This is a genomic window from Anabaena subtropica FACHB-260, assembly GCF_014697105.1.
Taxonomy (GTDB): Bacteria; Cyanobacteriota; Cyanobacteriia; order Cyanobacteriales; family Nostocaceae; genus Trichormus; species Trichormus subtropicus.
Window position 1 is genome coordinate 1 of the sequence record NZ_JACJRF010000006.1, and the last position, 13237, is coordinate 13237.

At 40.1% G+C, this 13237-nt stretch carries 10 protein-coding genes and 1 pseudogene; 9 read left to right on the forward strand and 2 right to left on the reverse strand.

All coding sequences use genetic code 11. From position 1 onward, the window contains the following. From H6G18_RS25330 to H6G18_RS05055, 8 genes and pseudogenes are all read left to right on the forward strand, one after another. Window positions 1-93, forward strand: a pseudogene (locus H6G18_RS25330) (IS982 family transposase); the annotation flags it as partial. Window positions 94-714: 621 nt separating this feature from the next. Continuing rightward, entirely contained in the window at window positions 715-2181 is a 1467-nt protein-coding gene (locus H6G18_RS05025; protein WP_190406135.1) for an ammonium transporter, read from the forward strand. Window positions 2182-2617: 436 nt separating this feature from the next. Beyond that, the gene (locus H6G18_RS05030; RefSeq protein WP_190405994.1) at window positions 2618-4201 is read left to right on the forward strand and encodes an ammonium transporter; all 1584 of its coding nucleotides are present in this window, start codon (window positions 2618-2620) and stop codon (window positions 4199-4201) included. A gap of 207 nt (window positions 4202-4408) precedes the next feature. Then, on the forward strand, window positions 4409-5224 hold the full coding sequence (locus H6G18_RS05035) for an SGNH/GDSL hydrolase family protein (RefSeq protein ID WP_190405995.1): 816 nt from the start codon (window positions 4409-4411) through the stop codon (window positions 5222-5224). 170 nt (window positions 5225-5394) lie between these two features. Beyond that, the gene (locus tag H6G18_RS05040; RefSeq protein ID WP_190405996.1) at window positions 5395-6603 is read left to right on the forward strand and encodes a 4-hydroxy-3-methylbut-2-enyl diphosphate reductase; all 1209 of its coding nucleotides are present in this window, start codon (window positions 5395-5397) and stop codon (window positions 6601-6603) included. A gap of 113 nt (window positions 6604-6716) precedes the next feature. Beyond that, a complete protein-coding gene (locus H6G18_RS05045; RefSeq protein ID WP_190405997.1) occupies window positions 6717-7205 on the forward strand; it encodes an EVE domain-containing protein in 489 nt (162 codons plus the stop codon). 211 nt (window positions 7206-7416) lie between these two features. Beyond that, window positions 7417-8379 (forward strand): ABC transporter permease, encoded by a 963-nt coding sequence (locus H6G18_RS05050; RefSeq protein WP_190405998.1) that lies wholly within the window; start codon window positions 7417-7419, stop codon window positions 8377-8379. Window positions 8380-8479: 100 nt separating this feature from the next. Beyond that, window positions 8480-9421, forward strand: coding sequence for an ABC transporter permease (locus H6G18_RS05055; protein ID WP_190405999.1), 942 nt, complete (start codon window positions 8480-8482; stop codon window positions 9419-9421). 92 nt (window positions 9422-9513) lie between these two features. Here H6G18_RS05055 and dnaN read toward each other — a convergent pair whose 3' ends face one another. Together dnaN and pdxH are read right to left on the reverse strand one after the other, a co-directional pair. After that, entirely contained in the window at window positions 9514-10680 is a 1167-nt protein-coding gene (gene dnaN / locus H6G18_RS05060; protein ID WP_190406000.1) for a DNA polymerase III subunit beta, read from the reverse strand. A gap of 553 nt (window positions 10681-11233) precedes the next feature. Beyond that, window positions 11234-11878 carry a pyridoxamine 5'-phosphate oxidase gene (pdxH, locus tag H6G18_RS05065; RefSeq protein WP_190406001.1) on the reverse strand — a complete coding sequence of 215 codons (645 nt, stop codon included), beginning with the start codon at window positions 11876-11878 and terminating at the stop codon, window positions 11234-11236. Between the two features lie 225 nt (window positions 11879-12103). Here pdxH and H6G18_RS05070 point away from each other — a divergent pair, with 225 nt between their 5' ends. Further along, window positions 12104-13189 carry an AI-2E family transporter gene (locus tag H6G18_RS05070; RefSeq protein ID WP_190406002.1) on the forward strand — a complete coding sequence of 362 codons (1086 nt, stop codon included), beginning with the start codon at window positions 12104-12106 and terminating at the stop codon, window positions 13187-13189. Window positions 13190-13237 lie beyond the last annotated feature (48 nt).

Genomic DNA, 13237 nt, shown 5'->3' on the forward strand with positions numbered 1-13237 from the left:
ATTGCTGCCAAAATCGCCTCTCACACACTACGCAAATTGCTTCGCCGCCTTTTTGGTATTGATGTTCTCACCTTCCAGTCTCATTCTCTTTAATTCACATTAGACGTAAATTATTCTAAATTGACGGTTAGTTGGGTGCGTCAGTATGAATAATTGCTTAGTAAAGCTAGGTTTTCTTGCACTGACGCACCCAACCTACTTGGATATTTTTTTATATTTTGAATTTCTTGTTGGAGTACTAGCCATAGAATTTCTAACTAAAATTTTTGAGTGTATATCTTGGCTAAGTTAACATATACTCTGAATTTTTATTTAAACTTAATAACTTTATGACTAACCATATCTAAATTAAATTATGGTTATTTGCTGAGTTGCCATAGAATTGAGTAGTTGATTTGACTCATCACAACCTATAGAATATGGTTAAAATAAAAAAATGTATTCTACAATACAGAATTAATGTTTAGGTAAATAGAGAATCAATAAAATTTATTGAACAACCAACCAAATGACAATGTTTGTAACAGAAGTTAATTGATTAATTTCTGTAATTCTTGCTGTGAGTTTTTGATATTTAAAGTTGAGATAGTTTTAACAAAAGCTAGAACAATATTTGATCCAAAACTTGTTTAATTGAGCTAATTAATCTAACTTGTAGGGGTAATTCTGTCACTAATATCAATCATCGCTATGAACGCAGTCACAGATAAGCTCATAAATAAGCGTATTCGACCCTGGCAACGCCTATTTGTACTAGCGATCGGCTCGATGGTATTTGCTGTTTATGCCCCTACAGTCGTGCAAGCAGCAGATTCTCCCACCCTACAATCTTTATCAGCAACTACAACAAAACTGCAAATTTCAATTGACACTACCTGGGTATTACTTTCTGGGTTTTTAGTGTTTTTTATGCAAACCGGCTTTGCCATGTTAGAAGCAGGTTTGATTCGTCAAAAAAGTGTAGTTAATGTTTTACTAGAAAATTTTATTGATGCTGCTGTAACCATTCTGGCATGGTGGGCAGTAGGCTTTGGTATTGCTTTTGGGACAAGTGCTGGTGGTTTGTTTGGTATAGACACATTCTTCCTCAGCCAACTACCTGATGTTGATGGTAGCTATCCATTAGGCGCACCAGGTTCTACAGCCGCTATCAACACCTATACTTTGTTTTTCTTTCAGTTTGCTTTTGCGGCTACAGCCAGTACTATCACTACTGGTTCAATGGCTGGCAGAACAGACTTTATTGGTGACTTAATTTACAGTGCAATTATGGGTGCTATTAGCTACCCAGTAATTGTTCATTGGGCGTGGAATTCTAATGGTTGGCTAGCCCAACTCAGTTATCATGATTTCGCTGGTGGTTCGGTTGTTCACACTGTTGGTGGCTGGACAGCACTAATTGGTGCATATTTGCTTGGACCTCGTTTTGGTCGCCCACCCTGGGGAAAACTACCACCAGCTCATAATTTAAGCTTGGCAACATTGGGAACAATGATTCTCTGGTTTGGTTGGTACGGATTTAACCCTGGTTCAACCCTTGGTACCGCTAATCCAGGTTTAATTGGGTTGGTAACTGTAAACACCACACTTGCCGCAGGAGCAGGTGCATTAGCAGCCTTAATTTTTCTGTATATCCGTACAGGTAAGTGGGATCTAGTTTATTGTCTCAACGGTTCCCTATCGGGTTTAGTCGCAATTACAGCTGCTTGTGCTTATGTCGCTCCCTGGGCTGCTGTATTAATTGGATTAACTGGCGGTGTTTTGGTGGTGCTAGGGGTGGATTTAATTGAGTCACTCCATATTGACGACCCAGTAGGAGCATTTGCTGTACATGGTATTAACGGCATGATGGGTACTCTTGCCGTTGGCTTTTTAGGCCAATCAGAACTCACCCTGAATCAAAAATCAGGGCTACTTTTAGGCGGTGGGTTTGATTTACTAGGTATACAAATACTGGGTATGGTGGCAATTATAGTTTTTACCGTAGCTTTTGCCTTTCTGATGTATTGTGGACTCAAAGCTATGGGACATTTACGTGTTAATGCCAAAGCAGATCACATCGGTATTGATGCGTATGAACATGGTGTATCAGTATGGCCTGATGTTTATGCAGTCGAACAATTGATCGCAGAACAAGACCAGATTAAAACTTCTGAAACTAATGCTTTGGAGGATGAATAAAGTGGCAAAGCTGATCAATTTTCATCTGACCACTCCTTACTTAAATTGCTTGAAAACGATATTGACAATGTGAAGCTATCCCTCCTTTCAATCAGAAATTTTGTTAATTAAAGACTCAATGAAGGAGATGTAACTGTGTGAAAAAACAATCTATAATAAATTCTTCAGAATTCTAGCCAATAATATTTACAAAAGTGCCATTAATTTCCTAAACTCCTATTTAGGTTAATTGAATTGCTCATTGGTCAATTAAGTGGGATCAATAAAAAATAGCAAATAACCACTTAATTTTATCTAAGTAGTTGTCATGAACTGCATGAACTGCGTACACAAGAAAGAATGAGAAAGGGACTAGGGACTCAGGACTCAGCACTCAAGACTCATTACTTTCTTTCATCGGCTGTTAAAGATAGTTGGAAGGTTAGCGATCAGACTCATGTACCAACAGAAATCAAGAACAAAAAATAGACGTTTTTCTACAAGAAATAACGTCAAAAACAGACAATCTAACGCTCAAAACAAGATATTTACTTTCATCAAAAAACTCTCTCCCAGTTGGCAAGCCTGCATACCTCTGGCTTGTTTAATCGTTTTGGGTTGGAGTTATGTAGCAGTTGCCCAAGCCCCAGCCGCCGGCCCAACAACGGCTGAACTGAAAGTTGCTCTTGACACCCTATGGGTAGCGATCGCAGCCTTTTTGGTATTCTTTATGAATGCTGGTTTTGGTATGCTGGAAACCGGCTTCTGTCGTCAAAAAAATGCTGTTAACGTTCTTGCCAAAAACTTGATCGTGTTTGCCCTCGCAACCGTTGCTTTTTGGGCAATTGGTTTTGGCTTAATGTTCGGTGATGGTAATGATTTCATCGGTTTAAACGGGTTTTTCCTTACAGGCGCAGATAACAGTCCCGCCACCGGTGATGCTTATAAAGGTGTGTTTAGCGCTCTGAGTTGGACTGGCGTACCGTTAGAGGCAAAATTCTTATTCCAGTTGGTATTTGCAGGAACTGCGGCAACAATTGTTTCTGGTGCAGTTGCCGAAAGAATCAAGTTTGTTGACTTCTTGATTTTCAGCCTCTTACTTGTAGGTATAGCCTATCCCATTACTGGACACTGGATTTGGGGTGGTGGTTGGCTGGCAAAAGCTGGCTTCTGGGATTTTGCTGGTTCTACAGTAGTCCATTCGGTTGGTGGCTGGGCAGCTTTGATGGGAGCCGCATTTCTCGGCCCCCGCATTGGTAAATATCAAGATAAGCAAGTTGTGGCTTTACCCGGTCATAACATGAGTATTGCTACCTTAGGTTGCCTGATTCTGTGGTTGGGCTGGTTTGGCTTCAACCCCGGTTCTGTAATGGCTGCTGACCCCAATGCAATTACTCACATCGCCTTAACAACTAACATGGCTGGTGCAGTCGGTGGTATTGCTGCTACTGCTACCGCTTGGGTGTACTTGGGCAAACCAGACTTGTCCATGATTATTAATGGTGTTTTGGCTGGTTTGGTGGCAATTACTGCACCTTGTGCTTACGTTAACATTCCCGGCTCTATCATCATTGGTTTGATTGCTGGAGTTTTAGTTGTTTTCTCCGTCACCTTCTTCGACAAAATTGGTATTGACGACCCAGTAGGTGCTACCTCAGTTCACCTAGTTTGTGGTGTTTGGGGAACTCTGGCAGTTGGTTTATGGGCTGTTGGGCCTGGTGTTTATTCTTGGTATGGTGAAGGTGGTGGGCCTGCCAGAGGTTTGTTTAGTGGTGGTAACTTAGCACCGTTTCTCACTCAATTCTTAGGCGCTGCGGCAGTCGGTGGTATGACAGTCCTTGTCAGCAGTATTTTCTGGCTAGTTTTGAAGGCAACTTTAGGTATTAGAGTCACCAGAGAAGAGGAATTGGAAGGCTTAGATATCGGTGAACACGGTATGGAAGCCTATAGTGGATTCCTCAAAGAAGCCAGCCCAGGTGGATTTACAGAAGGCAAGGCTTCTGGTAAATACTCTTCAGGTGAAGATTACACAATTAGCTGATAAATCTTCTATTTAGAGCTGAAGACCCCGTTTTTTGATAAAGCGGGGTCTTTTAGTTGGGCTTTTAGTTGAGAGTCAATAAAATCACTTATTAAAGCAAACAGAGGTAGAAAGAAAAATAACTGTTGACTAATGACCAATGACTAATGACTAATGACTAATACCGATTTAAAATCTGAGTCAAATCATTGGTAGATGTCGCTAGTCGTGTCAACTTCTACAAAACACTTTCCTATTTGGGCTTTTTTCTCACTGGTATCCAACGGCATACTGATGCTGGCGGTCATCCTGCTAATTTGGCAACAGCAGAAATTGACAGTCTTTTCTAGTAATGCACCCCTTTCGGTTCCAGCTAGTCAACCCCAAACTGTTGCACCAGAGTTAGGCCCTCGTCACAAACTCAATTACCAAAAATGGGTAGATATCCTCAAACAAGAAGCCAACGTAGCTGCGGAAAAACGCCCCCAGCGCTTAAGCATACTGGCAGGCGATTCTTTGAGCCTATGGTTTCCCGTTGAATTATTACCAGAAGATAGAACTTGGCTCAATCAAGGAATTTCTGGCGAAACTAGCCGTGGACTATTACAAAGATTGAATCTTTTTGATAAGAGTCAGCCAGAGACGATTTTTGTGATGATTGGCATTAATGACCTAATTCGAGGGGTAAGTGATGAAGTTATTTTAGATAATCAGCGACAAATCCTGAATTACTTGCGAAAAACTCATCCGCAAGCGAAGATTTTTGTCCAGTCGATTTTGCCTCATGGGGGAGAGGACGCAACTTGGGAAGGACGAGAAAAACTTCTAGTCATCCCCAACAGTCGGATTCAAAAGTTAAATCAACAGTTGCAAAGCATAGCCACTAATCAAGGCGTGAAATATTTAGACTTATACCCTTTGTTTACGAATCAAAAGGGAAACATCCGCCAAGAATTCACCACCGATGGTTTACATCTAAGTCCCGCCGGCTATGTAGTTTGGCGCACTGCATTGCAGGTTTATCAGCAAGGAGTGGACAAATAAATTCAAAATATCCTACGGGAAGAGCAAGCGCTGCAAAATTCAAACTTAAAGAATTTCTCCCCCTACTCCCTGCTTGATTTTTAATTTTTCTTGCCTATCTCCCAATCTCCGTAACCAAATTGTGTCTTGGCACGAGAGAATCAGAGGAGGAGATATTAACAAATACAACAATGGATACAAAAACTTTTAAGCGTACACTACAACATTCAGAAAATTACAACCGCAAGGGCTTTGGGCATCAGGCAGAAGTTGCTACCCAATTGCAGTCTGAGTATCAGAGTAGCTTAATTCAGGAAATACGCGATCGCAACTACACTCTGCAAAGAGGTGATGTCACTATCCGACTAGCCCAAGCCTTTGGTTTTTGCTGGGGTGTAGAACGTGCTGTGGCGATGGCTTACGAAACTCGCAAGCATTTCCCCACAGAACGTATTTGGATTACCAATGAAATTATTCACAATCCCTCGGTGAATCAACGGATGCAGGAGATGCAGGTAGGATTTATTCCAGTGGAAGCTGGTAAAAAAGACTTTTCTGTTGTTGCCAACAATGATGTGGTCATTCTACCTGCCTTTGGTGCTAGCGTCCAAGAAATGCAGCTACTGAGCGAGAAAGGCTGCAAAATCGTTGACACTACTTGCCCTTGGGTATCGAAAGTTTGGAATACAGTCGAAAAGCACAAAAAAGGTGAATATACTTCAATTATTCACGGTAAATACAAACATGAAGAGACTGTTGCTACTAGTTCCTTTGCTGGAAAATATTTAATCGTCTTAAATTTACAAGAAGCCCAATATGTTGCCGACTATATTCTTAATGGTGGCAACCGAGAAGAATTTTTGCAAAAATTTGTTAAAGCTTGTTCAGCAGGTTTTGACCCTGATAAGGACTTAGAACGAGTCGGTATTGCCAACCAAACAACCATGCTCAAAGGTGAAACTGAGCAAATTGGCAAACTGTTTGAGCATATCATGCTGCAAAAGTATGGACCGATGGAATTGAATAAACATTTTCAAAGTTTTAATACCATCTGTGATGCTACTCAAGAACGACAAGATGCGATGTTGGAATTAGTGCAAGAAAATGTAGATTTAATGATTGTTATTGGTGGATTCAATTCTTCCAATACTACTCAATTACAACAAATATCTGAAGAACGCGGCTTGCCTTCTTATCACATCGATATCGTTGAACGAATTAAATCAAGGGATGCCATCGAACATCGGCAATTGAATGGAGAATTAGTAACTACGAAAAACTGGCTACCAGCAGGAGAAATTGTCGTTGGAGTTACTTCTGGGGCTTCTACACCAGATAAAGTAGTGGAAGATGTGATTGAAAGAATTTTTGCTTTGAAAGCAACATCACCAGTACTTTAAACATAGCCAACTTAGGAAATAACTCTTGTAGGGTAGGCATTCCGTCTGCCCTGAAACTTTTTTTCACAACAATATCAACGCATATACAAATTAATCCTGAGAATTTAAATTCCATGAATTATTGGCTAATGAAGTCAGAACCAGAAGTGTATAGCATTATTAATCTACAACAAGATGGACAGACTATCTGGGATGGTGTTCGTAATTATCAAGCTCGCAACTTTTTGCGACAAATGCAACCAGGAGACTTAGTTTTTTTCTATCATTCTAATACTAATCCCCCTGGCATTGTTGGATTAATGCGTGTAGTCAAAACAGATATTGCTGACCCCACTCAGTTTGACTCAAGCAGTAAATACTACGATTCAAAATCAACTCCTGAATCTCCTCGTTGGCAAACGGTTATAGTAGAATTTGTAGAAAATTTTTCTCAGCCTATCTCATTAACAACCCTCAGAAAAAAATTTAGTGCAGAAGAACTCATAGTTATTAAACAGGGAAATCGATTATCAGTAATGCCTGTGTCTGATACAATAGCGCAAAAGATTTTGGCAATGCAACATAACACGAGCGATCGCTACCCGTTACTGCATACCTCCTGATATTTCTTTACGTATTTATAGCGTTTTTTATTATTTCAAGTCTTGAGAGTTGATTTAATTTCAGGAATGTATGATAAAAAATGCTGAATAACTAATTCTTGGAGCGTTGCATAAGTGCAGACATAACACCTAGTCGGGAATATTATCTGCTTTGCTAACTCACCTGGGGAATTTGGGATCTAATATTTGTAAGATGTATCTTACATGAGTTATGAGTAAATATTTAATCAATCGTCTACTAGTTGCTATTCCTACACTAATTGCCATTAGTCTAGTTATATTTACTATCCTGGCATTAGCGCCTGGTGATCCAATGGGTGAATTTGCTCTCAATCCCTCCATTACAGCAGAGGTAAGAGAAAATATCAAAAAATCTTTAGGATTAGACCAACCAATTCATATTCGTTATCTCAAATGGGTGATAGCTTTTATTCGTGGAGATATGGGCTATTCTTTCACTAGTCGCAGTCCTGTAATTGATTTAATTTTACAACGCCTACCGACAACATTATGGATAGTTGGTTCAGCTTACCTACTAGGTGCTATGCTGGCTATCCCTTTAGGGATGATTTCTGCCCTGAAACGCCATACATTGATTGACCATGTTTTAACTACATTAGTATTTTTCGGTTTCTCTCTGCCAACTTTCTTTACGGGCTTACTGTTTATTATTATCTTTAGCATTCAGTTAAAATGGCTGCCTTTCATCTATAACAGTACATTACAAGTAAAAGATTGGCAGAGCTTGATTGCCCAAATTCAACAATCTATTATGCCAATTTCTGTGTTAGCACTTTGGCAGACAGCAATGTTAATGCGCTTTGTTCGTTCAGAAATTTTGGAAAATATCCATCAAGATTATGTACGTACTGCTTATGCGAAAGGATTACCCAAATTTTTAGTCATTAGTCGGCATATTTTACGGAATGCGTTAATTCCTGTAGTGACATTAATAGCATTGGATATTCCCAGTGTGTTTACAGGTGCTTTGGTGACAGAAAAGGTTTTTCGTGTTCCTGGTATTGGTGCTTTATTAATTGACTCTATTTATAAAAATGACACTCCCGTTGTGATGGCAATTACCTTTATATATGCAATCTTAATTGTGATTTTTAATCTGGTTGCTGATATTCTCTATGGTTTATTAGATCCTCGTGTTCAATATACAAAGTAGGGTAATCACAGAATTTTTTGCTAGTTGGTAGTCAGCACTTTATTACTAAAAAAATAAGAAATGAATTCCTGAATAAAAATAAATTTATTCCTCAAAAAAGATGTTGAAAAGATGGTTTAGTAGCACTTCAGAAATACCTCCATTATTGGCTACAAGTAATATTGCTAGACAAGAAAGCCTCTCTCAAGAGGCGTGGCGTAAGTTTCGCGGTAATCGTCAGGCTATGTTGGGTGCTGTGCTGCTGATGATTATCATTTTGAGTGTTCTGTTTGGGCCTTTGATTTACAATGTTCCCATCAATAAAATTGATTTTGCTAAGTCCACTCTTCCACCAAGTTGGGAACATCTATTTGGGACTAATGATTTAGGTCAAGATATATTAGCCAGGGTATTGTACGGTGGCAGAATATCAATCGCCGTAGGTGTGTTTTCGATGTTGGTAGCGATAACTTTGGGGATACTCATCGGCGCACTTTCAGGATTTTATGGTGGTTGGTTGGATGTGGTATTGATGCGCTTGACTGATTTGTGTCTGGCTTTACCGCGTCTACCATTATTGTTATTGGTAATATTTTTGTTTCGGGATGTAATTAAGGCGATCGCTGGCCCAGAACTAGGTATATTTGTCTTAGTTGTCCTAGTTATTGGGGGACTCAACTGGATGTCTGTAGCCAGGTTAGTGAGGGCTGGTTTTTTAACAGTGCGTGAACAAGAATTTGTCACCGCCGCCCGCGCCCTTGGTGCTTCCCCTAGACGGTTAATCTGGATTCATATTTTGCCAAATGTCATCAGTCCGGTATTGGTAGCGGCTACTCTTTCTGTGAGTACGGCTATTATTACGGAATCTACACTCAGCTTTTTCGGTCTGGGTTTTCCCCCAGATGTACCAACCTGGGGAAGAATGCTTTATGATGCACAAAATTTTTTGGAGTTTGCGCCTTACATGGTGATTTTTCCTGGGATGGCCATATTTTTGACTGTCTTGAGTATCAACTACATAGGTGATGGTTTAAGGGATGCCCTTGATCCTCGATTGTCTTAGTATAAGTTTGCATCAATTCGAATCTTTTTTAAACACAGAAGAACATAGAGTAGTGCAGAGTTTTGCGAACATCAGTTAACTGTGAATTACGGTTAGTTTCTCAATTGCACAGGCATAGCTAAATAAGTCATCTTCAAACCACCTAATGGAGTGAAAATTACTGGTGTGAGATTTTGATTGATGTGTATTTGAATTTCTGAAGATGGTAAGGCTTTTAATCCTTCCATTAAATACTTAACGTTAAAGGCAATTTCTATATCCTCACCCGCAATTTCCGCAGTCATTGACTCTCTACCACTGCCCATTTCTTGAGCTTCACAAGATAAGGTCAGTTCTTGAGCAGTACTATCAATTGTCACCTTGACAATATTATTTTTCTGGTCTGCTAGTACAGCAATTCGCTCTAAAGTGCTTAATAATTGTCGGCGTTCAACTGTTACTTGTCGCTCAAATTGGCGGGGGATGAGTTGGCGATAAGCTGGGTATTGACCTTCTAAAGTACGACTAGTTAAGCGTTGATTTTGCCATGCAAAAACCACTTGACCTTGGTCTAAATATAAGGCTATGGGTTCCTCCGATGAAGCATTATGAGTCAACATCCTTTCTACTTCTCGTAATGCTCTGGCTGGTACTGTCACCTCTAGTTGTTGCTCGTTATCTTCTAAAGGACGTTCGTTAGCGGTTTCTACTACTGCTAGGCGATGTCCATCAGTAGCAGCAAATTCCAAGGTGTCTTGTTTAACGGTGAGATGGACTCCCGTGAGTACTTGCTTTGTTTCGTCGCCACTAGTAGCAAATAATGAACCCCGTAATCCTTCCATTAAGGCAGTGGCTGTGAGATAAATAGCTTCGGTATTTTCAATTAAAGGTAATTCAGGAAACTCTTCAGACCCCATTGCTCGCACTTGGTACTGTCCGGTTTTTGGTGTCAGCGTGACGATTAAACCTTCTCCGGTTGCTGTACCATCGGTCAAGGCTGATTCATCATCTAGGGTAATTTCTCCTTCTGGTAGACGTGAGGTAATGTCTACTAGTAACTTAGCAGGAAGTGCGATCGCTCCCCCTTGCCACACGTCCGCATTAAAGCTGGTACGGATACCTAAACTGAGATCAAATGCTGTTAAGCTTACCTGATTAGTTTGAGCATCGGCTTGCAGCAGTACGTTAGCGAGTATTGGATGAGTTGGTCGTGACGGTACAGCACGGCTGACGAGGGAAAGGTTTGTACTGAGGTCGCTTTGGGCGCAAACTAATTTCATAATCTATTGGGGAATTGGGAATTGAGAAACGGGAATGAAGAAATGTAGTTTGTAATAGTGGGTGGTATCAAATTTTATCTGAATCTGCGCCTTTTAAACTTTTTGGTAGTGCTTTTATTTTCTATACAGTCATTAACGGGAAAATCCCACAACCAAACATAAACAAGGTTTCTTTGCCCATTCCCTATTTTTAATACCGTCTACTACTCTAATCTCTAACCTCTTCGCTAAAAATGTAGAAATTGTGGAAAAAGTGCTACGGCTTCATATCTGTGGAAAACTTGTGGAAAAACCCCCTATTTTTTCCACAGGGTAATTATACTTGAGTTAGCTTTTCCACCCAAGGTATCAAGTTTTCCACAAAAAATAACTATTTTTCCACAGACAAGATTTAAATTTAATCTATTTTTATACATTATTTAATATAGCAGTTCCTAATTATATGAGGTACAGTAAACCCTAGCTCCAAACCTCAACTAGATGTACCTCATCAAAACGAGAAACGCTCTATTCAATAGCACTAAAAGGTTAAAACCCCACACTTGAAACTAGATTAAGGGGATAATCGCTCAATTTTCCAACTGCCATTATCTAAATGAGTATATAGCAAGCGATCGTGCAGGCGGCTAGATCGTCCTTGCCAAAACTCAATTTCTGTGGGTATGACTCGCAAGCCTCCCCAATGCGGGGGTCTGGGAATTTCCTGAGTTTCATATTTAGTTTGAAATTCCTGCATCTTTTGCTCTAGAACTTCTCGGCTGGCAATAATTTCACTTTGATTAGATGCCCAAGCACCCAGACGACTATTGGCAGGACGACTGTAAAAATAGTAGTCTGATTCGCTTTCTGAAACCTTCTCTACCCTACCTAAAATTCTGACTTGCCGTTCTAGTTCTGCCCACCAAAAAACCAACGCTGCTTGGGGATTTTCAGCCAATTCTTGACCTTTGCGACTGTTGTAGTTGGTGAAAAAGACAAAACCCCGCTCATCAAAGTCTTTTAACAACACCATTCTGGCTGAAGGCTTACCATCTGGTGTAGTTGTAGCGATAGTCATAGCATTGGGTTCAGGAAGTTGAGCCGCTAAGACCTGCTCAAACCATTTTTTAAATTGTATAAAAGGATTGGTGTCAATCTCGGTTTCGCTCAAGCCCTCTAGAGTATAGTCTTTGCGGAGGTCAGCTATAGTTTTATCCATTGTGATTTGCTTCCTTGTTATTTGATATAGGAATCCGATTTAATTATTGAAAAAATCTCAGTACTTAGTAGGGTGAGCATTGCCCACAAAAACCCGGATATGGCAGGCATTGCCTAACCTACGTATAATTCTATGGTTCTACTCATCCTACAAATAGTTGTAGTTGTATCTATATGCTTACTTGTATAATTTTTACACAAGAGTAGCGAAAATTGATTGTATCAGATGCGCCGTTCGTCATCCCTTCAAGGTTTACTAATTTATGGTCTGAGCGGCCCAGTGGTCGCTCTGAATATCTGGTTATTATCTGTACTATTTCGTTATTTTCAAAGCCCTATTACAATTCTGAGTTTTGCGGCAATTCTGGCTTTTTTACTAAATTATCCAGTGAGGCTCTTTGAGAGCGCTAGGGTAACTCGTACCCAGGCTGTGATTATCGTCTTGCTCCTCACCTTAACTTTATTTGGCTTTCTGGCAGTTACTTTAGTGCCGATGCTCATTGACCAAACAATCCAACTATTACATAAGATTCCTGATTGGTTAACGGCTAGTCAATCTAACTTAGAGCAATTTGAGAGGTTTGCCCAGCACCGACGTTTACGCATAGATTTGCGGGTTGTGAGCAATCAAATAAACGCTAGTATTCAAAGTGTAGTGCAACAGTTGGCTTCTGGTGCAGTGGGATTAGCGGGAACGTTGCTCTCAGGACTACTCAACTTTATGTTGGTAGTGGTACTGGCATTTTATATGCTGGTGTATGGCGATCGCGTCTGGTATGGTTTGATGAATCTATTGCCATCTAAAATTAGAGTCCCTTTAACCACATCTTTGCAACTAAACTTCCAGAACTTTTTCCTTAGCCAATTATTGCTAGGGATATTCATGATTGTCGTTCTTACCCCAATTTTCCTAGTACTGAAAGTACCATTTGCTCTGTTATTTGCCATAGTCATTGGCCTTTCTCAACTCATTCCCTTTATTGGCGCAACTTTAGGTATTGGGCTAGTGACAATTTTGGTACTCTTGCAAAACTGGTGGTTGGCAGTTCAAGTTGCCATAGCAGCAATTATCATGCAGCAAATTAAAGATAATCTTGTCAGCCCTAAGTTATTGGGTAACTTTATCGGACTTAACCCTATCTGGATTTTTGTAGCCATTTTGATGGGATATGAAATAGCTGGTTTATTAGGAACACTAGTAGCTGTTCCTATTGCCGGCACAATCAAAGGAACTTTCGATACTCTAAAGGGTGGCAAGCAAGGTGACTTTATGTCAACAGTCACTGTTGTTCATGACTCACATACTCAATAGTCATTAGTCTCTCTTGCGCCCTTACATTGGAAATTTATATCATTCAAT

Coding starts and splice junctions, on each gene's coding strand:
- H6G18_RS05030 (WP_190405994.1), top strand. CDS start 2,618: ATGTACCAACAGAAATCAAGAACAAAAAATAGACGTTTTTCTACAAGA.
- H6G18_RS05040 (WP_190405996.1), top strand. CDS start 5,395: ATGGATACAAAAACTTTTAAGCGTACACTACAACATTCAGAAAATTAC.
- H6G18_RS05045 (WP_190405997.1), top strand. CDS start 6,717: ATGAATTATTGGCTAATGAAGTCAGAACCAGAAGTGTATAGCATTATT.
- H6G18_RS05050 (WP_190405998.1), top strand. CDS start 7,417: ATGAGTAAATATTTAATCAATCGTCTACTAGTTGCTATTCCTACACTA.
- H6G18_RS05055 (WP_190405999.1), top strand. CDS start 8,480: ATGTTGAAAAGATGGTTTAGTAGCACTTCAGAAATACCTCCATTATTG.
- dnaN (WP_190406000.1), bottom strand. CDS start 10,680: ATGAAATTAGTTTGCGCCCAAAGCGACCTCAGTACAAACCTTTCCCTC.
- pdxH (WP_190406001.1), bottom strand. CDS start 11,878: ATGGATAAAACTATAGCTGACCTCCGCAAAGACTATACTCTAGAGGGC.
- H6G18_RS05070 (WP_190406002.1), top strand. CDS start 12,104: ATGCGCCGTTCGTCATCCCTTCAAGGTTTACTAATTTATGGTCTGAGC.